The sequence below is a fragment of the Mycobacterium sp. ACS1612 genome (assembly GCF_001667505.1).
GTDB lineage: Bacteria > Actinomycetota > Actinomycetes > Mycobacteriales > Mycobacteriaceae > Mycobacterium.
Map to the genome: position 1 here is coordinate 42,910 of NZ_LZHZ01000005.1, position 23,168 is coordinate 66,077.

24 protein-coding genes and 1 tRNA gene are annotated in these 23,168 nt (G+C 66.4%); 12 read left to right on the forward strand and 13 right to left on the reverse strand.

Annotated elements, in window-relative coordinates:
- Nucleotides 1-26: 26 nt before the first annotated feature.
- Both A5724_RS02800 and A5724_RS34085 read left to right on the forward strand, forming a co-directional pair.
- Nucleotides 27-266, forward strand: a complete 240-nt coding sequence (locus tag A5724_RS02800; protein WP_067795879.1) for a hypothetical protein — start codon at nt 27-29, stop codon at nt 264-266.
- 178 nt (nt 267-444) lie between these two features.
- Nucleotides 445-1,149 (forward strand): DUF1942 domain-containing protein, encoded by a 705-nt coding sequence (locus tag A5724_RS34085; RefSeq protein WP_067795882.1) that lies wholly within the window; start codon nt 445-447, stop codon nt 1,147-1,149.
- A gap of 352 nt (nt 1,150-1,501) precedes the next feature.
- Here A5724_RS34085 and A5724_RS02815 read toward each other — a convergent pair whose 3' ends face one another.
- The 5 genes from A5724_RS02815 to ponA2 all read right to left on the reverse strand — a co-directional run bounded on the left by A5724_RS02815 (nt 1,502) and on the right by ponA2 (nt 7,515).
- Entirely contained in the window at nt 1,502-1,948 is a 447-nt protein-coding gene (locus tag A5724_RS02815) for an FHA domain-containing protein (RefSeq protein WP_067795887.1), read from the reverse strand.
- 607 nt (nt 1,949-2,555) lie between these two features.
- A tRNA-Pro gene (locus A5724_RS02820) sits at nt 2,556-2,629 on the reverse strand.
- Between the two features lie 263 nt (nt 2,630-2,892).
- Nucleotides 2,893-3,999, reverse strand: a complete 1,107-nt coding sequence (locus A5724_RS02825) for a PLP-dependent cysteine synthase family protein (protein ID WP_067795891.1) — start codon at nt 3,997-3,999, stop codon at nt 2,893-2,895.
- A complete protein-coding gene (locus A5724_RS02830) occupies nt 3,996-4,979 on the reverse strand; it encodes a metallophosphoesterase (RefSeq protein WP_067796226.1) in 984 nt (327 codons plus the stop codon). The genes A5724_RS02825 and A5724_RS02830 overlap by 4 nt, the downstream gene beginning before the upstream one ends.
- Nucleotides 4,980-5,052: 73 nt before the next feature.
- Nucleotides 5,053-7,515: a transglycosylase/D,D-transpeptidase PonA2 gene (gene ponA2 / locus A5724_RS02835; protein ID WP_067795896.1), complete on the reverse strand. Its 2,463-nt coding sequence runs from the start codon at nt 7,513-7,515 to the stop codon at nt 5,053-5,055.
- Nucleotides 7,516-7,817: 302 nt separating this feature from the next.
- Between ponA2 and A5724_RS02840 the strand changes: the two genes are divergently transcribed.
- The gene (locus A5724_RS02840; protein ID WP_067795898.1) at nt 7,818-8,174 is read left to right on the forward strand and encodes a WhiB family transcriptional regulator; all 357 of its coding nucleotides are present in this window, start codon (nt 7,818-7,820) and stop codon (nt 8,172-8,174) included.
- Here A5724_RS02840 and A5724_RS02845 read toward each other — a convergent pair.
- Both A5724_RS02845 and A5724_RS02850 read right to left on the reverse strand, forming a co-directional pair.
- Nucleotides 8,171-9,313 carry an ArsA family ATPase gene (locus A5724_RS02845; protein ID WP_067795902.1) on the reverse strand — a complete coding sequence of 381 codons (1,143 nt, stop codon included), beginning with the start codon at nt 9,311-9,313 and terminating at the stop codon, nt 8,171-8,173. The two genes, A5724_RS02840 and A5724_RS02845, sit on opposite strands and share 4 nt — an antisense overlap.
- Nucleotides 9,313-10,332, reverse strand: a complete 1,020-nt coding sequence (locus A5724_RS02850; protein ID WP_067795904.1) for an ArsA-related P-loop ATPase — start codon at nt 10,330-10,332, stop codon at nt 9,313-9,315. The genes A5724_RS02845 and A5724_RS02850 overlap by 1 nt, the downstream gene beginning before the upstream one ends.
- A gap of 48 nt (nt 10,333-10,380) precedes the next feature.
- On the opposite strand from A5724_RS02850, the gene A5724_RS33550 reads away from it, so the two are divergent.
- From A5724_RS33550 to A5724_RS02860, 3 genes are all read left to right on the forward strand, one after another.
- Nucleotides 10,381-10,542, forward strand: a complete 162-nt coding sequence (locus tag A5724_RS33550) for a DUF4177 domain-containing protein (RefSeq protein ID WP_013472940.1) — start codon at nt 10,381-10,383, stop codon at nt 10,540-10,542.
- On the forward strand, nt 10,539-10,994 hold the full coding sequence (locus tag A5724_RS02855) for a RidA family protein (RefSeq protein ID WP_067795908.1): 456 nt from the start codon (nt 10,539-10,541) through the stop codon (nt 10,992-10,994). Before A5724_RS33550 ends, A5724_RS02855 begins: the two co-directional genes overlap by 4 nt.
- 100 nt (nt 10,995-11,094) lie before the next feature.
- The gene (locus A5724_RS02860) at nt 11,095-11,871 is read left to right on the forward strand and encodes an MBL fold metallo-hydrolase (RefSeq protein WP_067795910.1); all 777 of its coding nucleotides are present in this window, start codon (nt 11,095-11,097) and stop codon (nt 11,869-11,871) included.
- A gap of 13 nt (nt 11,872-11,884) precedes the next feature.
- Here the strand turns inward: A5724_RS02860 and crp are convergent, their stop codons facing one another.
- Nucleotides 11,885-12,559 carry a cAMP-activated global transcriptional regulator CRP gene (crp, locus tag A5724_RS02865; protein WP_041312815.1) on the reverse strand — a complete coding sequence of 225 codons (675 nt, stop codon included), beginning with the start codon at nt 12,557-12,559 and terminating at the stop codon, nt 11,885-11,887.
- 129 nt (nt 12,560-12,688) lie between these two features.
- Nucleotides 12,689-13,021, reverse strand: a complete 333-nt coding sequence (locus tag A5724_RS02870) for a hypothetical protein (RefSeq protein ID WP_067795912.1) — start codon at nt 13,019-13,021, stop codon at nt 12,689-12,691.
- Between the two features lie 201 nt (nt 13,022-13,222).
- Between A5724_RS02870 and nth the strand changes: the two genes are divergently transcribed.
- From nth to marP, 4 genes are read left to right on the forward strand one after another with little or no spacing between them, the layout of a single operon-like run.
- Nucleotides 13,223-13,903 carry an endonuclease III gene (gene nth / locus A5724_RS02875; RefSeq protein WP_067795914.1) on the forward strand — a complete coding sequence of 227 codons (681 nt, stop codon included), beginning with the start codon at nt 13,223-13,225 and terminating at the stop codon, nt 13,901-13,903.
- A 10-nt stretch (nt 13,904-13,913) separates the two neighbouring features.
- Entirely contained in the window at nt 13,914-14,558 is a 645-nt protein-coding gene (locus A5724_RS02880) for a TlpA disulfide reductase family protein (RefSeq protein WP_067796230.1), read from the forward strand.
- Entirely contained in the window at nt 14,555-15,337 is a 783-nt protein-coding gene (locus A5724_RS02885) for a CoA pyrophosphatase (RefSeq protein ID WP_067795919.1), read from the forward strand. The genes A5724_RS02880 and A5724_RS02885 overlap by 4 nt, the downstream gene beginning before the upstream one ends.
- Nucleotides 15,334-16,527, forward strand: a complete 1,194-nt coding sequence (gene marP / locus A5724_RS02890) for an acid resistance serine protease MarP (protein WP_067795922.1) — start codon at nt 15,334-15,336, stop codon at nt 16,525-16,527. Before A5724_RS02885 ends, marP begins: the two co-directional genes overlap by 4 nt.
- Here the strand turns inward: marP and A5724_RS02895 are convergent.
- Together A5724_RS02895 and A5724_RS02900 are read right to left on the reverse strand one after the other, a co-directional pair.
- The gene (locus tag A5724_RS02895; RefSeq protein ID WP_067795924.1) at nt 16,524-17,474 is read right to left on the reverse strand and encodes an alpha/beta fold hydrolase; all 951 of its coding nucleotides are present in this window, start codon (nt 17,472-17,474) and stop codon (nt 16,524-16,526) included. The two genes, marP and A5724_RS02895, sit on opposite strands and share 4 nt — an antisense overlap.
- On the reverse strand, nt 17,474-18,010 hold the full coding sequence (locus A5724_RS02900; RefSeq protein ID WP_067795927.1) for a phage holin family protein: 537 nt from the start codon (nt 18,008-18,010) through the stop codon (nt 17,474-17,476). Before A5724_RS02900 ends, A5724_RS02895 begins: the two co-directional genes overlap by 1 nt.
- Nucleotides 18,011-18,121: 111 nt before the next feature.
- Here A5724_RS02900 and A5724_RS02905 point away from each other — a divergent pair, with 111 nt between their 5' ends.
- On the forward strand, nt 18,122-18,823 hold the full coding sequence (locus tag A5724_RS02905) for a S1 family peptidase (RefSeq protein WP_369830598.1): 702 nt from the start codon (nt 18,122-18,124) through the stop codon (nt 18,821-18,823).
- Here the strand turns inward: A5724_RS02905 and acs are convergent, their stop codons facing one another.
- Nucleotides 18,824-20,770, reverse strand: a complete 1,947-nt coding sequence (gene acs / locus A5724_RS02910; RefSeq protein WP_067795931.1) for an acetate--CoA ligase — start codon at nt 20,768-20,770, stop codon at nt 18,824-18,826.
- Between the two features lie 92 nt (nt 20,771-20,862).
- Here acs and A5724_RS02915 point away from each other — a divergent pair, with 92 nt between their 5' ends.
- On the forward strand, nt 20,863-21,600 hold the full coding sequence (locus A5724_RS02915; protein ID WP_067795935.1) for an oxidoreductase: 738 nt from the start codon (nt 20,863-20,865) through the stop codon (nt 21,598-21,600).
- Nucleotides 21,601-22,028: 428 nt separating this feature from the next.
- Here A5724_RS02915 and A5724_RS02920 read toward each other — a convergent pair whose 3' ends face one another.
- Nucleotides 22,029-22,886 carry an HAD-IB family hydrolase gene (locus tag A5724_RS02920; RefSeq protein ID WP_156752102.1) on the reverse strand — a complete coding sequence of 286 codons (858 nt, stop codon included), beginning with the start codon at nt 22,884-22,886 and terminating at the stop codon, nt 22,029-22,031.
- Between the last annotated feature and the right edge of the window lie 282 nt (nt 22,887-23,168).

Genomic DNA, 23,168 nt, shown 5'->3' on the forward strand with positions numbered 1-23,168 from the left:
AGTTGTCGAGTCTCAGGGGGGACGTCGTGGTCGGCACCATCATCGCCATTTACTTCGCTGGCTGGATAGTCACCAGTTTCGCGGCCTACGCGGCCGGTAAGCGTCTCTCACACCGTCGGTCTCCGGCCGGGCACCCGTTGCTGGTCAGTGTCGCCGCAGGCGCGGTTTGGCCGCTGTTGCTGATCGGGTTGGTCGAGTTGAGTTCGGTGATCGTGCTGACGAGGGTGCCGTCGAAGCCCCGGCGCAGCCTCGGCATCTACGCGTAGAGCGCCCCGGCAAACAACGAGGCGACCTTCCTGATGAAGGTCGCCATCTGCTCAGTCGGGCTTGTACGCCCCACACTGATCCGCTCCGACACAGGGCAGTGTCAGGGTTTGTGTTTCGACGGCGGCTGGGCGGGTACCGGGCGCGGTAAATCGCCACATCACCACGGGGGAGAGTCAAGTGAAGATCAAGAAAGCGGCCGGAGCCGTCGCCGCCACCGCCGCCATGTTGGGCCTCGGTGCCGTCCCACTAGCCGGGGCGACCAGCAATATCCAAGTGATGGGCGTGCAGGAGACCCTCAAGGACATGAATGGCCCGCTGATCGGTTACACGGTCACGGGTCTCATGCCGAGCTCCGACCCCGTTCCGTACCCGGTCGCTGGCCGGCTTTATGAGGCCACGGTGAAAGCCGACGCGCTGGTCGGAACGGTCATCCCGGTGGTCCCCTTCTTCAACGCCCGCGCCGAGAGCGGGGCCAACTATCGCGTGCTGGCCAATGTCTCCAGCCTCAGTGGAGCGCCGATAGGGCAGGGTGGCAGCACCACCGGCAAGGTTTATTTCGACGTCGTCGGCGACCCGCCTAACAGCGTCGTGTTCAACAATGGCTTTGAAGACATCCTGGGATGGATTCAAACGGCCAATCCGGCTACCCCCGGTGGCTCCCCGACCGGCGGCGGCTCCTCGACGGGGACCAATGGTGGCGCACCCGGTGGCGGTGGCAATGCACAACTGGGACCCTTTAACCCAGGCGGTAATGCGGGCGGAAATTCCGGCAACAACATTACGGGCAATGATCCCGGCGCCGGTGGCGGGGCGACCGGCGGCGGCGGCAGCGGGGCCGCCGGCGGCACCGGCAGCGGAGCCGCTGGTGGCGGAGCCGGCTGACTAAGCTTCGGCGTCAATTCACTTCGCAGTAGCGCGGACCGCCGGTCGATTCATCGCCATCGTCGACCGCCGACCAAGCCACGGTGGACCTGTTGAGTTGCTGTCCGCCGGTTGTGAAGGCGAGCTGATGTGTCGAAACTTGCCCAGATGGTTCCTCGACCTTGGCGCCCAGCGCGTTCGGCGAGCTCGGTGACTGGTCCTGCCCATTGATGATGCAGTTCGGCACGGCTCCCCGACGCCCGCCTGGCGCGCAACATCAAGAAGACGCGAGTTGTCGAGAAACGCTTGCTAATAGCGCGTGCATGGAAACGCCGGGCACGTCAATCGATTCGTCAACGACGCGGTCGGCGGGTCAGCTCGACGGGGCCGCGTTCAAGAACACCAGACGGAATTTGCCGATTTGTATCTGGTCGCCGTTGGCCAGAATCGCCGACTCGACAGGTCGACGGTTGACATAGGTTTTATTGAGGCTGCCGGTGTCCACGACGCGATGTTGTCCGTTTCCCATTCGAAACTCGGCATGTCGTCGGCTGACGGTGATGTCGTCGAGGAAGATGTCGCTGGCCGGAAGTCGCCCGACAGTTGTGACCGGTTGGTTCAACAGAAAGTGGGCTCCAGCATTGCGCCCGCGTCTGACGACAAGCAGCGCCGAGCCGCTGGGCAAGCCCTCAGCCCACAACTCGGCATCGGCCGCGCCGGACGGACTTTCGAACTCCTCATCCAGGTCGAAGGGAAAAGCCGAGGTGTCATGCGCGCTGCCATCATCGCTGCTTTGGTCGTCGCTAGAATTCACGCGCATCCGACCTCCTGCTCGTCGTCTGACCGCGGGTACCGCGCGGCACCTTGAAGGCCGCAGCGATCGGATACCCCGGCCAGGACTTACCAACCACCAGGACCCCGTTTAGCGCGGACACTTCGCGACGCCGGGTACCTGCAGGACGACGACGCGATGTGGTGGTTGGTCTGGTCCACCACTAAGTCGCATGAACGTCGCTCGGTGCCATTCCCGGCCTTCCTAGCTGAGTAGTTAGCAGCACTCATGGCAGGAAAGCAGCGCAACGACTTAGTGTTCACGGCGCCGGGAGGCGCAGTGGTGCAGGTGTCGACTTGGAGACCCCGAGTCTTCCAGCCTGCCGTCGAGCGACTGGTGAACAAGAACCCAGAGTTTCCGACCGTCACTTTCCATCGTCAAGGCCGTCCGAACCATGCTGGGACACGCTTCCGCGGTGCTCACGCTGGACACCTACGCCGACTTGTTCCCGGACGACTTGGAGTTGGTTTCGGCTGCACGAGACGACGCTCGAACGCGGTCGTTGAAATCTGCTGCGGACCAGCTGCGGACTGGAGCACAAGAAGGCCCTGACCAGAACGACCAGTCAGGGCCCTTTGACCTGCGACGACGCGAGTCGGGGTGGCGGGATTCGAACCCACGACCTCTTCGTCCCGAACGAAGCGCGCTACCAAGCTGCGCCACACCCCGCGTGAAGCCACGACAGCGTATCGCACCGACCGGCGGTGAAGCCAAACGGCTTTTCCTGCCCTCGGCCACGCAGAGGCGTAGATCACGACACGCCTCGGGATGGATGTGAGTTGTCAGTGACGTTATGCACACTGACAGCAGCAACTACGAATCGAGGCAGAAATGACTGGGCTAGGAGCTTCGATCTACCTGGGATTCTTCGCCTTGGCCGCCTTGTGGCTGTTTCTGACCTCCGATGGTCCGCTCACCGGGGTTTCCGACGATCAGGGCCAGCGGCCCGACCGTTCGAATTCCACCAGCACGTCGGCCGACGGCGACGGGTCCATGCCCTGGCTGTTCAGCCACTCGTCGCAGAAGTAGGTGTCCGCATAGCGGTCACCGCTGTCGGCCAGCAGGGTCACCACCGAACCGCTGCGCCCCTCGGCGATCATCTCGGCCAGCAGGCCGAAAGCCCCCCACAAATTCGTTCCCGTTGACGGTCCCACCCGTCGGCCCAGCACCCTGCTGACGTGATGTGCTGCGGCGATCGACGCCGCGTCGGGCACCGCGACCATCCGGTCGACCACGTCGGGCAGAAACGACGGTTCGACGCGGGGACGCCCGATGCCCTCGATGCGCGACGACTTCCCGGTCGCCATGTCGCGGCGGCCCTGCGCGTAAGACGGATAGAACGCCGAGTTCTCCGGATCCACCACGCACAAGCCTGTCGCGTACCGCCGATACCGAAGGTAGCGGCCGATGGTGGCGCTCGTACCCCCGGTGCCCGCACCGACCACGATCCACTCCGGGATGGGATGAGCCTCTTCGCGCATCTGCTCGAAGATCGATTCGGCGATGTTGTTGTTGCCACGCCAATCGGTCGCGCGCTCCGCGTTGGTGAACTGGTCGAGATAATGGCCGCCGGTCTCCTCGGCCAGCCGCTCCGCCTCCGCGTACACCTGTGACGCTTCGGCGACGAAATGGCAACGCCCGCCTTGTGATTCGATCAAGGCGATCTTGGCCGCACTTGTCGACGACGTCATCACCGCGATGAACGGCAGACCGAGCAGCGCGGCGAAGTACGCCTCCGACACCGCCGTCGACCCCGACGACGCCTCGATGACCGTGGTGCCCTCGCCGATCCATCCGTTGCACAGCGCGTAGAGGAACAACGACCGCGCCAACCGATGCTTGAGGCTGCCGGTGATGTGCGTCGTCTCGTCCTTGAGATACAGCTGGACGTCACACCCGTCACACCATGCCGCGGGCAGCGGATAACGCAGCAGATGGGTGTCGGCGCTGCGACGAGCGTCGGCCTCGATCAGTCGGACCGCGTTGTCCACCCACGCGCGTGGCTGGCTGCGTGCTGCTGTCGCGGCCTTCTCGGTCACCGAACCGAGACGCTGGGGTGTGACTCCACGTGCGTTCCGGCGTCACGCCCGCCGATCGGGGCGGCCACCAGGGTCAGCAGCGTGGCCTCCGGCCGACAGCAGAACCGGGCCGGGAAGTACGGCGACGTGCCGAGACCCGCCGAGACGTGCAGTTGGGTGTGCGCGCCCCAGCGTGACGCCCCCTTGGCGCGGGACCGGTCGAGGTCACAGTTGGTGACGATCGCGCCGTAGAACGGCAGGCAGAGCTGGCCGCCGTGAGTGTGGCCGGCCATCACCAGCTGGTAGCCGTCGGCCGCGAAGCGGTCCAGCACCCGCGGCTCCGGCGAATGCGCCAGTCCCAGCGTCAGGTCGGCCGCGGGGCTGGCGGGTCCGGCGATGGTGTCGTAGCGGTCGCGCGACAGGTGCGGATCGTCGACACCGGCCACCGCGATCCGCAGGCCAGCCACGTCGAGTTCGCGCTTCGTGTGCGTCACGTCCAGCCAGCCGCGTTCGGTGAACGCCGCCCGCAGGTCCTGCCACGGCAACGGCTCGCCGTGCACGCGATGGCCGCGGTTGGTCAGGTAGTTGGCCGGATTCTTCGGCCGCGGCCCGAAGTAATCGTTGCTGCCGAACACGAACACGCCCGGGGTGGCCAGCAGGTCGCTCAGCGCCTGGACCACGGCGGGCACCGCTTTGGGGTGGGCCAGGTTGTCGCCGGTGTTGACCACCAGATCGGGCTCCCAGCGGGCCAGGTCACGCAGCCAGGCCTGTTTGCGCCGCTGCCGGGGCAGCATGTGGATATCGCTGATGTGCAGCACCTTCAGCGGCGAGGATCCCGGCGATAACACCGGCATGGTCACTTCACGCATCACGAACGCGTTCCGCTCGATCAGCGACGCGTAACCGATCCCGGCGAGGACCGAGCCAACGGTCACGGCGGTGGTGTATCTCAGCAGCGTCGCCGGCGATGGAGTCGCCGATCTGGCGGAAGCGGCAGGCATGACGAAAGCGTACTGCCAGTTGCTGGCGGGCACCGACTTCCACGGCCGCAGCGTGGTCAACTGCACAGCACGATCACGGCGGCGGGGGCGCAGGAGGCGGCGGCCCGAGTACAGGCACGGTGATCGGCGGCAACCCGGGAATCTCGACGACCGTCGTCCCGATCTCCGGCGGCATGCCCGGGAGCCCGGGGATCGCTCCTGGCGGCGGCGGAGGCGGCGCAGGCGGGATGCCGTTGGAGATCTGAATCGTGATGATCGATCCCGGCACCGTCTGCCCGGCTGGAGAGGTCCCGACCACCGCACCGTACGGCGCGCTGCTGTTGACCGGCGTGGCCTGGTCGGCGACCTGGAAACCGGCCTCCTTCAGGCGCATCCGAGCGGTGTCCTGAGTCATCCCCGAGACGCTCGGCACCCGGGATCCCGCCGCCCCGTCGACGTAGCGCGGATCCGTCGGCGGCAGCGCGACCGGTCCGAAGTTGTTCTCGATCGGCTTCATCGCGGTGAACCAGGTGCGGGCCGGTTCGTTGCCGCCGAACAGGTTTCCCGAACTGCACTGCCGCAGCGGGAAGGAGCACAGGTCGCCGGGCGTCGTCGAGTCGTCGTAGATGTAGTTGGCCGCGGCGTACTGGTTGGTGAACCCGAGGAAGGCCGACGAGCGGTGCGCCTCGGTGGTTCCCGTCTTGCCCGACATGGGCAGGTCCCAGCCCACGGAACCGGCCGACCCCGCGGCCGTGCCGTTGGTGTCGTCCTTGCTCATCGCGTTGGCCAGCGTGTTGGCCAGCCCCTCAGGCACCACCTGTTCACAGGTTTCGGTGGTGACGGCGATGTCCTTGCCGTGGCGGTCGAAGACCTTGTCGATCGGATTGGGTGGACACCAGGTGCCGCCCGACGCCAGCGTCGCCGCGACGTTCGACAATTCCAGCGCGTTGACCTCGATCGGGCCGAGCGTGAACGAGCCGAGGTTCTGCCGCTTGACGAAGTCGGCCAGGCTTTCGTTGCTCTGCGGGTCGTAGTCGCGGGCGGTGCCGGGCAGCGCGTAGGACCGCATGCCCAGCTTGACCGCCATGTCGACGGTCCGCTGCACGCCCACCTGAGAGATCAGCTTGGCGAACGCGGTGTTCGGGGAGGTGGCCAGCGCGTCGGTGACGCTCATCTGGCCGCGATAGTTACCCGCGTTCTGCACACACCAGGTGGCGGGCGGACAACCCTTGGCGCCACCGCTGCCCAGGCCCTTGGCCTCGAAGCGGGCCGGCGCATCCAACTGGGCGTTGATGCCCATGCCCATGTCCAGTGCGGCGGCCGTGGTGAAGATCTTGAACACCGATCCCGCGCCGTCACCCACGAGCGAGAAGGGTTGCGGTTGCATGGTTTCCCCGGCATCGGTGTTCAGCCCGTAGGTGCGGTTGCTGGCCATTGCCAGCACCTGATGCGAGTCTTTGCCGGGCTTGACCACGCTCATCACGCTGGCCACGCCCTGGAGGTCCGGAGCCGCGATGCTGTCGATCGCCGACTTCACCGGTATCTGCACGTCGGGATCCAGCGTCGTCTTGATCATGTAGCCGCCCTTGGCGACCTGCTCCTTGCTGATGCCCGCGCGGGCCAGGTAGTCCAGCACGTAGTCGCAGAAGAACGCGCGATCACCCGCGGCGATGCAACCGCGGGGCAACTCGTTGGGCTGCGGCAGAATGCCGAGCGGCTGCTGCTTGGCGGCGCGCAGTTCGTCGGCGTGCTCCGGCAGGTTCTCGATCATGGTGTCCAGCACCAGGTTTCGACGTGCCAGCGCGCCGTCGGGGTTGGTGTAGGGGTTGAGCGTGCTGGTCGACTGCACCATGCCGGCCAGCAGCGCCGCCTGCTGCCAGTTCAACTCGGAGGCGTTGATCCCGAAGTAGGTCTGCGCGGCGTCCTGGATGCCGAACGATCCGTTGCCGAACGACACCAGATTCAGGTAGCGCGTCAGTATCTCGGGCTTGGTGAACGTCTTGTCCAGGGTCAGCGCCATCCGGATCTCACGCAGCTTGCGCGCGGGGGTTGTCTCGATTGCGGCCCGCTTCTCGGCGTCGGTCTGGGCGACCACCAGCAGCTGATAGTTCTTCACATACTGCTGTTCCAGCGTCGAGCCGCCGCGGGTGTCCAGATTTCCGGTCAGATAGCCGGACAAACCCGTCAGGGTGCCTTGCCAATCCACGCCGTTGTGCTCGGCGAACCGCTTGTCCTCGATCGAGACGATGGCCAGCTTCATGGTGTTGGCGATCTGATCGCTTGGCACCTCGAACCGGCGCTGCGAATACAGCCACGCGATCACGTTGCCCTTGGCGTCGACCATCGTCGACACCTGCGGCACCTCACCCTCGACGAGTTGTGCCGACCCGTTGGCCACCACATCGGAGGCCCGGTTGGACAACAACCCGATGCCCCCGACGACAGGAAACAGCAGCCCCGCGACGACCACGCTGGCAAGAAGGCAGCACCAGGCGAGCTTGATGACCGTCACCGTGGGGGGCACGGCAGGCGGTCTGGTCGGGCGCTGCTCCGGCATGACGTACAGACTAACTACGGCGCTCAAGCGACAAAATGGCAGTTCATGCCGGTCGATTGCCGGGTTCGCTGTGCATAACGACCTGCGGTTGCGTCAATTTTGCCGTCTGACGGCACGGTCGTCCCAAAAAAGTGCCTCCCAGACTGTTGCCAAGAAGCGCCCTGACCACCTAAGTTGAGCTAACAGTGCGATGCAGGTCACACCGGACCCTCGCAATGTGGCGTAGATCGCATCAGCGTTCTACTCCGGAGGATCACGCCGTCGATGTGCTAGCTCGGCGGCTTGGAACGAAGGGATCGCTGGTGTCAGGTACGAGGCCCGCGGCGCGGAGGACAACCCCGAACATGTCAGCACACAGCATCGTCCACGGCGCGGAGGCCGAGGCCAGGATCGCCTGGGTCTCCCAGGCGCGCTGCCGTCAAGCTGATCCCGATGAGCTCTTCGTACGCGGCGCGGCCCAGCGCAAGGCCGCGGTGATCTGCAGGCACTGCCCGGTGATCCTGGAATGCGGTGCCGACGCGCTCGACAACCGCGTCGAATTCGGCGTCTGGGGCGGCATGACCGAACGCCAGCGCCGCGCGCTGCTCAAGCAGCACCCCGAAGTGGTTTCCTGGGCTGAGTTCTTTGCCGCCCAGCGCAAGCACCGCAGCGCGGTTTAGGCCGTCTCAGTAGCTGCGATGGTTTCGCCGGTGATCTGATCGGCGATGGCGCGCAGCGCCTCGAGATCCGACACGTCGAACGGCAGCGACGGCACTCCCACGATCGCGACGTGCGGATTGGCGCCGGTGAATCGCGACAACAGCCTGATCTCGCGCTTGGACGTCATCGCCCGGTCGGCGTGAATCCGCAGCACCGCGACCGCCACCGCGTTGGGATCCTTCTTCTCCAGGTCCTCGGCGGCTTCCTCGGCTTTCTCGGCGTGCAGATCGCACAGCATCGGGTGCGTGCGGTTGAGGATCAAGCCGGCCAGCGGCATGTGCTCCTGTGACAGCCGGTCGACGAAGAACGACGCCTCCCGCAACGCGTCGGGTTCGGCGGCCGATACCACCACGAACTGCGTGCCGCGCCGCTTGAGCAGTTCGTAGGTGCGGTCCGCCTTCTCCCGGAATCCGCCGAACGTCGCGTCCAGCGACTGCACGAAAGCCGCTGCGTCCGACAGCATCTGGGAACCCAGCACGGTCGACAGCGCCTTCATCGCCAGTCCCATGGCGCCGGTCACCAGCTTGCCGATGCCGCGGCCGGGGCCGAGCAGCAGCTTCCACAGCCGGCTGTCCATGAAGCCGCCCAACCGCTTTGGGGCGTCCAGGAAGTCCAGCGCGTTGCGCGACGGTGGGGTGTCGACGACCACCAGATCCCAGCGATCCTGGGCGAGCAGCTGGCCGAGCTTCTCCATCGCCATGTATTCCTGCGTGCCCGCCAGTGACGTGGCCACGGTCTGATAGAACTGGTTGTCCAGAATCTCTTGTGCGCGTTCGGGTCCCGAGTACTGCATCACCATCTCGTCGAATGTGCGACGCATGTCCAGCATCATGGCGTGCAACTCGCCGGGCACCTCGGGCGCGAGCGGTACCCGCTGCGGGGTGTTGCCGAGATCCTTGATGCCGAGCGCCTGGGCCAGTCGCCGGGCCGGGTCGATGGTCAGCACGACGACGGTGCGGCCGTATTCGGCCGCCCGCAATGCCATTGCCGCCGCGGTGGTGGTCTTGCCGACACCGCCGGCGCCGCAGCACACCACGACGCGGTTGGAGGTGTCCCTCAGGATCGAGCCCATGTCGAGGGCGGGTGGTGTGGTGCTCATCATCGGACCCCTTGGTGGGCAAGTGCTTCGGCGAGTTCGTAGAGGCTGCCGAGGTCGACGCCGTCGGCTATCTGCGGCAGCTCCAACCGTGCCACGTCGAGCGCGTCGAGTTGTTCCGCGCTTTCTGCGCGTGCGGTGATCCTGGTCGCGTGCTGGATGGTCTCTGTCAGCAAACCGGCAAAGTCGGTGTCGGACAAAGTGATTCCGACGCTCTCCAATCCGCTGCGGACGGCGTCGGCGTCGATGTCGCCCTCGGCGGCCTTGGCCAGATCATCGGCGTCCAGATACGCCGGGATGTTGCGGTTGACGATCACGCTGCCGATGGGGAGGTCGAGTTCGCGGAGTTCCTCGATGGCTTCGACCGTCTCTTGGATGGGCAGCGCCTCGAGCAGCGTGACGAGGTGGATGGCGGTCAGGTCGGAATGCAGCACCTTGACCACGCTTTCGGCCTGCGAATGCACCGGGCCGCCCTTGGCGAGGTCCGACACCGCCTTGGTGACGTCGAGGAACCGGGCGATGCGGCCCGTCGGCGGCGAGTCCACCACAATCGCGTCGTAGACGGGTTGCTTGCCCTTCTCGGCGCGGGTCACGATCTCCCGGATCTTTCCGGTGAGCAGTACGTCCCGCAGGCCAGGAGCGATCGTCGTCGCGAACTCGACGGCGCCGATCCTGCGCATCGCGCGGCCCGCCAACCCCAGGTTGTAGAACATGTCGAGGTACTCGAGGAACGCGGCTTCGGTGTCGATGGCCAACGCGTTCACGGTGCCGCCGCCGTCGGCCGTCGCGATCTTGACTTCGGCGTAGGGCAGCGGCGGAACGTCGAACAGCTGCGCAATGCCTTGGCGCCCTTCGACTTCCACCAACAGCACCTTGCGTCCGCCTGACGCCAGCGCCAGCGCCAGCGACGCCGCGATCGTCGACTTACCGGTACCGCCCTTGCCGGTGACGAAATGCAGACGCGCCTTGGTCAGGCGAGACGGCCAGCCGACCGGTCTACCGCTATTCGCTGAGGTAGCCACCCCTGCATGCTAGCTGGGAACAATTCGGTGCCCGATAAGCTCAGCGTCATGAGCGAACCGACCCGTTGGGAATACGCCACCGTCCCGCTGTTGACGCACGCGACGAAGCAGATCCTCGATCAGTGGGGCGAGGACGGCTGGGAGCTGGTGTCGGTACTGCCGGGGCCGACCGGTGAGCAGCACGTCGCATATTTGAAGCGCGCGAAATGAGTGCCTCTGAGCGGCTTGCCGAACTGGGCATCGAACTGCCCAATGTGGTCCCGCCTGCTGGTGCCTACGTGCCCGCGGCGCGCACCGGCAACCTGGTCTACACGGCGGGCCAGCTGCCGATGCAGGCGGGCAAGCTGCCGCAGACCGGCAAGGTGGGCGGCGAGGTCAGCCCCGAGGCCGCCAAGGCGCTGGCCAGGATATGTGCGTTGAACGCGTTGGCCGCGGTGCACTCGCTGGTCGGCATCGACAGCGTCACGCGGGTGGTCAAGGTGCTCGGGTTCGTCGCGTCCGCGCCGGGATTCAACGGTCAACCGGGCGTCGTCAACGGGGCCTCGGAACTGCTCGGTGAGGTGTTCGGCGAGGCGGGTAAGCATGCCCGCTCCGCGGTCGGGGTGTCCGAGCTGCCGCTGGACACGCCGGTCGAGGTCGAGATCATCGTCGAGGTCGCGTGAGCGACGATCGGGCAGAGGTCGCGTGAGCGACGATCGGGCAGAGGTCGCGTGAGCGACGATCGGGCAGAGGTCGCGTGAGCGACGATCGGGCAGAGGTCGCGTGACGCTCGAGCATCCTGCGTACGGGCTGCTGCGGCCGGTCACCGAGACCGCGTCGGTGCTGCTGTGCAACAACCCTGGGTTGATGACGCTGGACGGCACGAACACGTGGGTGCTGCGCGGCCGCGGTAGCGACGAGATGGTGATCGTCGATCCGGGCCCGGACGACGACGAGCACATCGGGCGGATCGCCGAACTCGGCAAGATCCCGCTGGTGCTGATCAGCCACAAACACGACGACCACACCGGCGGCATCGACAAGATCGTCGACCGCACCGGCGCGGTGGTCCGCTCGGTGGGCAGCGGGTTTTTGCGCGGGCTCGGCGGACCCTTCGTCGACGGTGAGGTGATCGACGCGGCGGGCCTGCGCATCACGGTGATGGCCACCCCGGGCCATACCGCCGACTCGGTGTCGTTTCTGCTCGACGACGCGGTGTTGACCGCCGACACCGTGTTGGGTCGCGGCACCACCGTGATCGACAACGAGGACGGCAGCCTCGGTGCGTACCTGGAGTCGCTGCGCCGGCTGCGCGGCCTCGGGCAGCGCACGGTGCTGCCCGGCCACGGTCCGGACCTCGCCGACCTGGCAGCCGTCAGCGCGATGTATCTGGCCCACCGCGAGGAGCGGTTGGAGCAGGTGCGCGATGCGCTGCGTGCGCTGGGCGAAGACGCCACCGCGCGGCAGATCGTCGAGCACGTCTACATCGACGTCGACGAAAAGCTATGGGACGCAGCCGAATGGAGCGTCCAAGCGCAATTGGATTACTTGCGTTCCTGAAATCGCAAGGCCACTAGCGCGCGCGGCGGGCCAGCCGTTCGCTGTCCGAGATCAGCACGCTCTTGCCCTCCAGACGAATCCAGCCGCGGTGGGCGAAATCGGCCAGCGCCTTGTTCACCGTCTCGCGCGACGCGCCGACCAACTGGGCGATCTCCTCCTGGGTCAGGTCGTGGGTGACGCGCAATGCGCCGCCCTCCTGGGTACCGAACCGCTGAGCCAGCTGCAGCAGCTGCTTGGCCACCCGGCCCGGCACGTCGGTGAAGATCAGGTCGGCCAGGTTGTTGTTGGTGCGACGGAGCCGGCGGGCCAACACCCGCAGCAGCTGCTCGGCGATTTCGGGCCGGTCGGCGATCCACGCGCGCAGTGCGTCGCGGTCCATGGACACCGCGCGCACCTCGGTGATGGTGGTGGCGCTCGATGTCCGGGGGCCAGGGTCGAAGATCGACAGCTCGCCGAACATGTCCGACGGGCCCATGATGGTGAGCAGATTCTCGCGGCCGTCAGGCGAGCGGCGGCCGATCTTGACCTTGCCCGAGATGATGATGAACAACCGGTCGCCAGGTTCACCCTCTGCGAACACGGTGTGTCCGCGGGGGAAATCGACCGGCTGCAGTTGCTTGGTCAGCGCGGAAACGGCGCTGGGTTCGACCCCCTGGAAGATTCCGGCCCTCGCCAGGATCTCGTCCACGTTGCCCCTCTTAAGCTGTTCGGTGATATGACATGGGCCAGCCGCCCTCTTACTGGTTAGCGTGATCAGTCTAGAGGTAGGCCACGCCGGACGTTGTCGGCATTGAGCCTCCAGCGCGACTAGCCCACGCTACACACGATTGGCATGTCGGGTCGGCTGAAATTCAGGATTGGCCCGATGATGCATCACCAGTCGATTTGGCAAACTCGACAACTCACGGTCTCGTACCGGCGCAGGCGGTGTCCAGTCGTTTGCGCCGAGTCGCTGGTGCATCCCGTTGAGCGCTCGGCTCATGCCTTCTCGTGCCAGCCTGTCGACGTCACGTGGCTCGGCCTGATGAAGAAACTCGGCGACATCCGCAGCCGAGACCGTGTCGTTGTCGAGGCTCGATTCAAGCCGCTGGAGCCCGAATGTCGCCAGCATCAGCAACGCTGGGATGAACGCTGCGAGCAACCAAGACACAAGGGTGAAGTAAACACGGCCAAGGTCTCAGCGGGATTACGAATTGTCACCGGTCCGCACGCGTCCGCGTCGAACCAGTCGTACCCCCTGCGTACGCTGGCATCCGTGACGGTGGGTGAGACTTCCAAGCCGACTAAGCAGGCCCCTTCGCGGAAGTGGGACAACGAAACCCGCGTCGGCCTGGTCCGTCGCGCACGTCGGATGAATCGCACGCTGGCGCAAGCATTTCCGCATGTTTACTGTGAACTCGACTTCACCAATCCGCTGGAGCTGACGGTGGCGACCATCCTGTCGGCGCAGAGCACCGACAAGCGGGTCAACCTGACCACTCCGGCGTTGTTCAAGCGCTACCGCACGGCCCTCGACTATGCGCAGGCCGACCGCGCCGAACTCGAAGAGCTCATCCTGCCCACCGGCTTCTATCGCAACAAGGCGAACTCGCTGATCCGGCTGGGCCAAGAACTGGTCGAGCGGTTCGACGGCAACGTGCCGAACACCATGGACGACCTCGTGACGCTGCCGGGCGTCGGCCGCAAAACCGCCAACGTCATCCTCGGCAACGCCTTCGACATTCCCGGCATCAGTGTCGACACCCACTTCGGCCGGCTGGTGCGGCGCTGGCGCTGGACCGCCGAAGAGGACCCGGTCAAGGTCGAACACGCCGTCGGCGAGCTGATCGAGCGGCGCGAGTGGACACTGCTCAGTCACCGGGTGATCTTCCACGGCCGCCGGGTGTGCCACGCCCGCAAGCCCGCCTGCGGGGTCTGCGTGCTGGCCAAGGACTGCCCGTCGTTCGGAATCGGGCCAACCGATCCGCTGATCGCCGCCCCGCTGGTCAAGGGCCCCGAGACCGAACACCTGCTGGCGCTGGCCGGCCTCTAATGTGCTCGGAATGAGCACGTCGACCAGGTGGACCGTCGCGGTGCTGGTCGTCGTGGTCGCCTTGGGGGTGGCGCTGTGGACGCAGCTCGGCGACGGGCCCGGTCCCACGTCGCCTGTCGGGCAATTCCAGCCACGTGAGCACCGCGATGCCGACACGCCGGAAGCGCTCGCGGGCCCGCGGGCACGCGCCGACCTGCCGCCATGTTCGGTCGGCACCGGACCCGGACCCGCGCAGCTGCGCGACATCACCCTCGAATGCGCAGGTGATGGGGAGCGCGTCAGTGCGGCGACCGCCGTCGCCGGCCGCCCGACGGTGCTCAACCTGTGGGCCTACTGGTGCGCGCCGTGCGCCCAGGAACTGCCCGCGATGGCCGAGTATCAGCGCCGCGCCGGATCAACGGTCACGGTGTTGACCGTGCATCAGGACGAGAACGAGGAAGCGGCGTTGCTGCGGCTGGCCGATCTCGGCGTCCGGCTGCCCACCCTGCAAGATGGGCGCAGGCTGATCGCCGCGGCTCTGCGGCTACCGAACGTCATGCCCGCCACCGTGGTGTTGCGCGCGGACGGTAGCGTTGCCGAAGTTCTGCCGAGGTCGTTCGCGAACGCCGACGAGATCGCCGCGGCGGTGGACCCCAAGATAGGAGTACCGGCGTGAGTTGGGGTACGGCTGCGGGGGAACTTGACCCTCATTCGGCCCCGTCCTGGCTCAAACCGCTGACCGACAACTGCAGGGACGTCAAACGGGCCTACCGAAGGCGGGTGCCGCCGGAGGTGCTGGCCCTGGTCACCGCCGCCAACGCCAAGGCCGCGATCACCGGGGAGAAGCGTGACGCCGCCGTCCTGGTGCTGTTCTCCGGGCCGGCCGAATCGCCGTCCGACGGATTGCCTGACGATGCCGACCTGCTGGTCACCGTGCGCGCCTTGACGCTGCGCCACCACGCCGGTCAGGCCGCGTTTCCCGGCGGGGCAGCCGATCCCGGCGACGCAGGGCCGGTGCACACCGCCTTGCGCGAAGCCCACGAGGAAACCGGCATCGACATCAGCAGGCTGCAGCCGCTGTGCACGCTGGAGCGGATGTACATTCCGCCGTCGGGTTTTCACGTCGTCCCGGTTTTGGCGTATTCGCAGGATCCGGGGCCGGTGGCCGTCGTCGACGAGCACGAGACCGCGGTCGTGGCCAGGGTGCCGGTGCGCGCGTTCATCAACCCTGAGAACCGAATCATGGTGTACCGCAAGGAAAACACCCGCCGATTCGCCGGCCCGGCATTCCTGCTCAACGAGATGCTGGTGTGGGGTTTCACCGGTCAGGTGATCTCGGCGATGCTCGATGTCGCGGGGTGGGCCAAGGCGTGGAACACCGACGACGTTCGCGAACTCGAGGAGGCAATGGCGCTCGTCGGGCGCGAGGACAGCTACGGTGAGGCTCAACAATGACATCGTCACAGTGGCTTGACCTCGCCGTCCTCGCGATCGCGTTCGTGGCCGCCATCTCCGGGTGGCGCTCGGGCGCGCTCGGCTCGCTGCTGTCCTTCGTCGGTGTGGTACTGGGCGCGGTCGCCGGGGTCCTGCTTGCCCCGCACATCGTCTCCCACATCAGCGGGCCCCGCACCAAGCTGTTCGTGACGTTGTTCTTGATCCTCGCGCTCGTGGTGATCGGTGAGATCGCCGGCGTGGTGCTCGGTCGCGCGGTCCGCGGTGCGCTGCGCAACCGCGCGCTGCGCACCTTCGACTCGATCATCGGGGTCGGCCTGCAACTGGTCGCCGTGCTGGTTGCCGCATGGATGCTGGCCACCCCGCTGACGTCGTCGGATCAGCCGAACCTGGCCGCGGCGGTGCGCGGTTCGAAGGTGCTCGCCCAGGTGGATGAGGTGGCGCCCAGCTGGCTGAAGTCGGTGCCGACGCGGCTGTCGGCCCTACTCGACACGTCCGGGCTGCCCGACGTGCTCTCTCAGTACGGCCGCACCCCGATCATCGCGGTCGACGCGCCGGATGCGGCGCTGGCCAACGACGCCGTGGTCACCGCCAGTAGGCCCAGCGTCGTCAAGATCCGCGGAGTCGCACCCAGCTGTCAAAAGGTGTTGGAAGGCACCGGTTTCGTGGTCGGACCCAACCGGGTGATGTCCAACGCGCACGTCGTGGCGGGCTCCGACAGCGTCACGGTCGAGTCCGACGGCCAGACGTACGACGCGAGTGTGGTGTCCTACGACCCCGAAGCCGACATCTCGATCCTCGACGTGCCGAATCTGCCGTCGCAGCCGCTGCAGTTCGCCGAGGGCGCCGCGCCGACGGGCACCGACGCGATCGTGATGGGTTATCCGGGCGGCGGCGATTTCGTCGCTACCCCGGCCCGCGTTCGCGAGATCATCGAACTCAACGGCCCCGACATCTACCGCTCCGCGACCGTGACCCGCGAGGTTTACACGATCAGAGGGACTGTGCGGCAGGGGAATTCGGGCGGGCCGATGATCAACCGGTCGGGCCAGGTGCTCGGCGTGGTGTTCGGTGCCGCCGTCGACGACGCCGACACCGGCTTCGTACTGACCGCCAAGGAAGTCTCCCGGCAGATGGCGAAGGTCGGCAACACCCAGCGCGTCCCGACGGGCACCTGCGTCGGCGGCGCTTAGCCGTACACCTGTTTGAAAAACCGGCTCAGCTGCTCGTTGACCGGCTCAGGCGCTTCCTCGTGGCCGAAATGGCCTGCGCCGGCGATGGATACGTAACGTCCGTGCGGCGCGTAGTGCTGGGTTCGGTAGACCGGGTCGGGCAGCACGTACGGATCGGCGTCGCCACGCATGTGCAGCACGGGCACGGCCAGCGGTCGCTTCATCGAACGCATGAACCGCCGTCCCTCGCCGCGTAGTTGGCTGCGTACGGCCCAGCGTTGGTATTCCAGCGCCGAGTGCGCGGCCGACGGAATCTGGATGGCGCGCCGCATGTGCCCGATCGTCTCCGAAAAGTCCTCGGAGGCAAGCCATTTGTCGCTGGCCCTGCTGCGCACCAAGCGCTCCAGTTCCGCGCCGTCCTTGCGGGTCAGCGAACGTTCGGGCCACATCGGCACTTGATAGCGCAGCATCGACGGCAGCAGGGCGCCGCCCTGGTCGCGTCGGGTCAGCGTCGACGCCCGCAGCGCGACGGGATGCGGCGAGCTGACCAGGGCGATTGCCTTCACCATCCGCGGGTGAAGCACCGAGGTCGCCCAGCACACCAGCCCGCCGTCGGCGTGCCCGACCAGCGTTGCCGCCTTGTGGCCCAGCGCGCGAACCAGGCCGGCGGTGTCGCCCGCCAGCGTCCAGCCGTCGTATCCGCGCGGCGGTTTGTCGCTGCCGCCGTAGCCGCGCAGGTCGACCGCGACCACTCGGGCGCCGGACAATCCGCGCAATTGGTGGCGCCAGGACCACCAGAATGATCCGAAGCCGTGCAACAGAATCACCAGCGGTCTGTCCGTGAGCGGAGCCTTCGCCGCTCGAGCCGACTCCGCCTCCACGACGTGAAAGCGAATCCCGTTGGCGTGCACCTCGAGATGCCGCCATGGACCGTCGATGCGGACCACCGACGGGTCGGGCGGGGCCATTACCAGCCTGACGGATCGGTCTGCGCGCCGGGACCTTCACCGTTGGGCGATGCCGTGATGGCCTTGTCCTTGTCGTGGCCCGGGGTGAGGGCCTCGCGGGTCTCCTTGACCGATTCGATGGTCTTCTGCGGTCCGCGGATGCGTCGCACCTTGAGATACCCGAGCAGTGCCAGCCCGCCGGTGACCACCAGCATCAGCGCGAACACGATCAGGAACGCCACCCATCGCCACAGCCAGGTGTCGAGCAGTTCGGCGAGGAAGAAGAAGAAAAAGAAGGTCGAGTAGAACAACACGACCAAGGCGAGGATGAAGTAGACGCTGCCGGTGAGGCCCTTCTTGACGTCGCGGGTGATCTCGGCTTTGGCCAGTTCCACCTCGGCGCGCACCAGCGTCGACACCTGCGCCGTCGCATCCTTGACGAGGTCACCGATCGACGGGTTCTCCTTGGGGGCATGAGGGTCGACCAGCGGTATCGAGGTCACGGTCGTCGGCACGCCATCCCTGCGATCACTCACGGAACACTTCCTCCCCGGCATCCGGTGTCAGTCGCGTTCATGTTGCCACGTGGCGTCCACGGAAACGATCCGGGCCGAAGTTAGACTGGCGTCGTTGCATGGTCAGGCGGCACGTGGACGGGAGTTTGACACTTGAGGACCAGCGTCCGCTGCCTGACGGCGTCTACGGTGATCGCGGCACTGTGCGCACTCGTGGTCCCGTCCGCCCACGCCGACGGGTTGGTGCCGCTGGGCGGCGGCTCGGGCATCGTCATCGAGGGCGACACATTCTGCACGCTCACCGCGATCGGCAACGACAATCGCGGCAACCTGGTCGGCTTCACCTCAGCGCACTGCGGCGGCCCAGGGGAACGGGTGTCGGCCGAGGGACAAGAAGCCGCCGGGGTGCTCGGCACCATGGTGGCAGGCAACGACGTGCTCGACTATGCGGTGATTCAGTTCGACCCGCAGAAGGTGCAGCCGGTCAACAACGTCAAGGGTTTCCAGATCGACGGCCTCGGCCCAGATCCGGTGTTCGGCGACATCGCATGCAAACTCGGTCGCACCACCGGCTATTCGTGCGGGGTGACGTGGGGACCGGGGGAGCAGCCCGGCACGATCGTCAACCAGGTGTGCGGCCAGCCCGGTGACTCCGGTGCGCCGGTGACCGTCAACAACCGGCTGGTCGGCATGATCCACGGCGCCTTCAGCGAGGAGTTGCCAACGTGCGTCGTGAAATACATCCCGCTGCACACGCCGGCGGTGACGATGTCGTTCAACACGCAGTTGGCCGACATCACCGCCAAGAACCGACCGGGCTCGGGCTTCGTCCCGATCGGTGCCTCGGCAGCTTGATTACTTACTCGCTCTGATCGCCTCGAACACGCCGGGGTCCACCAGCGTTGAGGTGTCACCGAGTTCACGCCCTTCGGCCACGTCGCGCAGCAGTCGACGCATGATCTTGCCGCTGCGTGTCTTCGGCAACTCCGGCACGACGTGAATTTCGCGGGGCCGCGCGATCTTGCCGATCTCCTTGGCCACCTGGTTGCGTAACTCCTCGACCATGTTGTCGTTGTCCTTGGCGTGCGCCTCGAGAATGACGAACGCGCAGATGCCTTGTCCCGTGGTCTCATCCGAGGCTCCGACGACCGCCGCTTCGGCGACGTGTGAGTGCCCGACCAACGCCGATTCCACTTCCGTGGTGGAGATGCGATGACCCGAAACGTTCATCACGTCGTCGATGCGGCCCAACAGCCAGATCGAACCGTCGGAGTCGACCCGCGCCCCGTCGCCCGCGAAATACCAACCGTGGTCGGCATATCGCGACCAATACGTCTCCTTGTAGCGCTCCGGGTCGCCCCAGATACCGCGCAACATCGACGGCCACGGCTGATCCAGCACCAGGTAGCCGGTGACGTGTTCACCTTCGTCGGCGCCGGGCACCAGTTCGTTGCCGTCCTCGTCGACGATCTTCGCCGAGATGCCGGGCAACGGCTGCATCGCCGATCCGGGCTTGGCCGCGGTCAATCCGGGCAGCGGCGAAATCATGATCGCACCGGTCTCGGTCTGCCACCAGGTGTCGACCACCGGAGTCCTGTTGCCGCCGAACGCATCCCGATACCACCGCCACGCCTCGGGGTTGATCGGCTCACCGACGCTGCCGAGCAGTCGCAGGCTGGACAGGTCGTGGGCATCGGGGATCTCGCGGCCCCACTTCATGAACATCCGGATCAGCGTCGGGGCGGTGTAATAAATGGTGACACCGTACTTTTCGATGATCTCGAAATGCCGGTGTTCGTTGGGCGAGTTCGGGGTCCCCTCGTACACCACCTGGCTGGCGCCGTTCGACAGCGGGCCGTAGACGATGTAGGTGTGTCCGGTGACCCAACCGATATCCGCTGTGCACCAGAACACGTCGGTCTCGGGCTTGATGTCGAACACGTAGTAGTGCGTGTACGAGGCCTGCGTCAGGTAGCCGCCGGAGGTGTGCATGATGCCTTTTGGCTTGCCGGTGGTGCCTGACGTGTACAGCAGGAACAACGGGTGCTCGGAATCGAACGCCTCAGGTGTGTGCTCGGTGGAGGCATTCTCGACGGTGTCATGCCACCACAGATCGCGGCCGTCGGTCCATGGTGTGTCAATTCCGGTGCGGCGCACCACAAGTACGTGTTCGACGGAGTCTTGTCCCTTGACGGCCTCGTCCACCGACTCCTTGAGCGACACCGCTTGGCCACGCCGGTACTGGCCGTCGGAGGTGATCACCAGCTTGGCTTCGGCGTCTTCGATGCGGGCTGCCAGAGCCGCCGACGAGAAGCCGGCGAACACCACCGAATGCAGCACGCCGAGGCGGGCGCAGGCCAGCATCGCGACGATCGCTTCCGGCAGCATCGGCATGTAAATGGCCACCCGATCGCCGGCGACCAGTCCGAGGTCGGTCAGCGTGTTGGCGGCCTTGCTCACCTCGGCGAGCAGGTCGGCGTACGTGATCTCGCGGCTGTCGCCGGGCTCACCCTCCCAGCGGATCGCCACCCGATCGCCGTTGCCCGCCTCGACGTGCCGGTCGACGCAGTTGTAGGCGACGTTGAGCTTGCCACCGACGAACCACTTCGCGAATGGGGCGCCCGACCAGTCGAGCACCTCGTCGAACGGTGTGGCCCAGGACAACCGGTTGGCCTGTTTCGCCCAGAACGCCAGCCGATCTTGTTCGGCCTCGCGGTACATCTCCTCGGTGGCATGGGCGGCGGCGGCGAACTCTGGCGAGGGCGGGTAGACGGACTGAACTTGCACGTGCGCGTCGGACATACCTGTGAGCCTAGTCACCCGAACGATGCGTCGACGTTGGGTTGCGGTCGCGCTCGGTATGTGGCCGACCGAGTTCGGTAGCCTGTGCTGCCGTGACCGATCCGCTGGCCCCGTTGGCCGAGTTGCCAGGGGTTGCCGCGGCGGGTGACGAGGCCCGTGAGGCGCTGGGTCGCGCGCACCGTCATCGGGTCAACTTGCGTGGCTGGCCCGCGACCGCCGCGGAGGCCGCGCTGCGGGCGGCGCGCGCATCGTCGGTACTCGACGGCGGGTCACTGACGCTTTCCGAAGACGGCGAGGCCGACCCCGTGCTGGCAGGCGCGTTGCGGGTGTCGGAGGCGTTGGAGGGCGGGGAGACCTCGTTGGTGAGCGTGTGGCAGCGGGCGCCGCTGCAGGCCATCGCTCGACTACACACACTGGCTGCGGCGGACCTGGCCGACGAGGACAGGCTGGGCCGGCCGCGCGGCGACACCGAGGTCGGTCAACGGCTGGCGCTGCTGGCCGACATCGTCACCGGCGGAACGAAGGTCCCCGCTCCGGTGTTGGCGGCGGTGGTGCACGGGGAGTTGCTGACGCTGGCGCCGTTCGGTACGGCCGACGGCGTGGTTGCGCGCGCGGTGTCGCGGCTGGTGACCATCGCCAGTGGGCTCGATCCGCACGGCCTCGGCGTGCCCGAGATGTATTGGATGCAGCGCCCCGGCGACTACCGGGCCGCGGCGCGAGGCTTCGCGTCGGGCACGCCGGACGGACTGACCGCGTGGCTGGTGTTGAGCGCTGAAGCGCTGCACGCCGGTGCGCGAGAAGCGTTGGCGATCGCAAAGGCTCAGGCCTGACGCAATGGCCTCAGCAACGCGAAGCGGGCGACGCTCCGAACTGATTCGGCTCGCCGCCCGCTAGCACGGACTCCGGTTACCAAGCGTGCTGTGTGGGTTGCGTGGGTGGCCTCGGCGTCGTTGCGATGCGCTACGACCCCAACCCCACCCAAAGGGTCGTCGTGGCCGTTCGCTCTTCGCAATCACGCAGGCCCGCAACACTTTTACCTATTCCGCGGTATGTGCTCCGCGTGGGTGCCGGGATCCGTGCTGGGAGGCCGGGTTTGGGAGATCGAGCCTTCTCTTCCGGCTCGGTCTTGGCCGCCCCTGGCTTCCGTGCTTCCTTTGTACCCCGTGACACTCGTCACATCAAGGCCCAATTGCCGGTGTCTCGCGATCGTTACGTCGGGCCGTCAGCTACTTACTTCGCTACCGCCGAGTCGCGTTGGTCAGAATGCGAAGCGGCGCAGAAGCGAGTACGTCAGCGCGCCCGCGGCAAGGGCGCTCACACCGACCGCGGCGGTGGTTGCCACGGCGGCCCCTGACGGCGCCGGGATGCGGTCGCGCAGCGATACCGGTCGGGAGAAGGTGACCACTGGCCAGTTGCGGGCCGCGGCTTCTTTGCGCAGCGCGCGGTCGGGGTTCACTACGCGTGGGTGGCCGACGGTGGTGAGCATCGGCAGATCTGTGATCGAGTCGGAGTAGGCATAGCAATGCTCGAGCGCATAGCCCTCGCGGGCGGCGAGCGCTCGAATGGCTTCGACCTTGCCCTCGCCGTAGCAATAGAACGCGATGTCCCCCGTGTAGCGCCCGTCCTCAACCACCATCCGGGTAGCCATCGCATGCGTCGCGCCCAGCGCCCGCGCGATCGGCGCGACGATCTCTTCGCCGGATGCCGAGACCACGACCACGTCGCGGCCGCAGAGCTTGTGATCGGCGATCAACTCGGCGGCCTCGGCGAACACCAGTGGGTCGACGATGTCGTGCAGCGTCTCGTTGACGATCGACTTCACCTGTTCGACATCCCAGCCGGCGCACATATTGGTGATGTACGACCGCATCCGATCCATTTGATCGTGATCCGCGCCGGACATCAGGAATAGGAACTGCGCGTAAGTCGACTTGAGAACTGCGCGCCGATTGATTAGCCCTTGATCGAAGAAAGGTTTGCTGAAGGCCAGGGTGCTGGATTTGGCGATGACCGTCTTGTCAAGATCGAAGAAGGCGGCCGTCCGAATCGGTTTGCCGGGCGTCGGCGTCGTCTGCGAAGCAATCGCCCTGTCGGCCGCCTGCTCGGATGCGGTCACACCGCCAGCATAGGGGGCGGTGCGTGACAATTGGCGACAGAGTGTACATATTGGCAGTTCACGACACGTGCCGGTAACTGCACTCTTTCCTGCTGCCTTGTGCTTTCTCTGGCAAGCAGCACTTGCGCCCGCCCGCAGTGGCGTGTGTATAGTAAGCATTACTCGGCTTATGCCGGGTGTGCATCAGCCCGACCCCCCGGGGCTGATACACGACGACCTCCGCCTCCTCCCCCCCTGGCGGGGGTCGTCCCTTTTGTGGGGGTGCTTTCGCAAACGGGACAT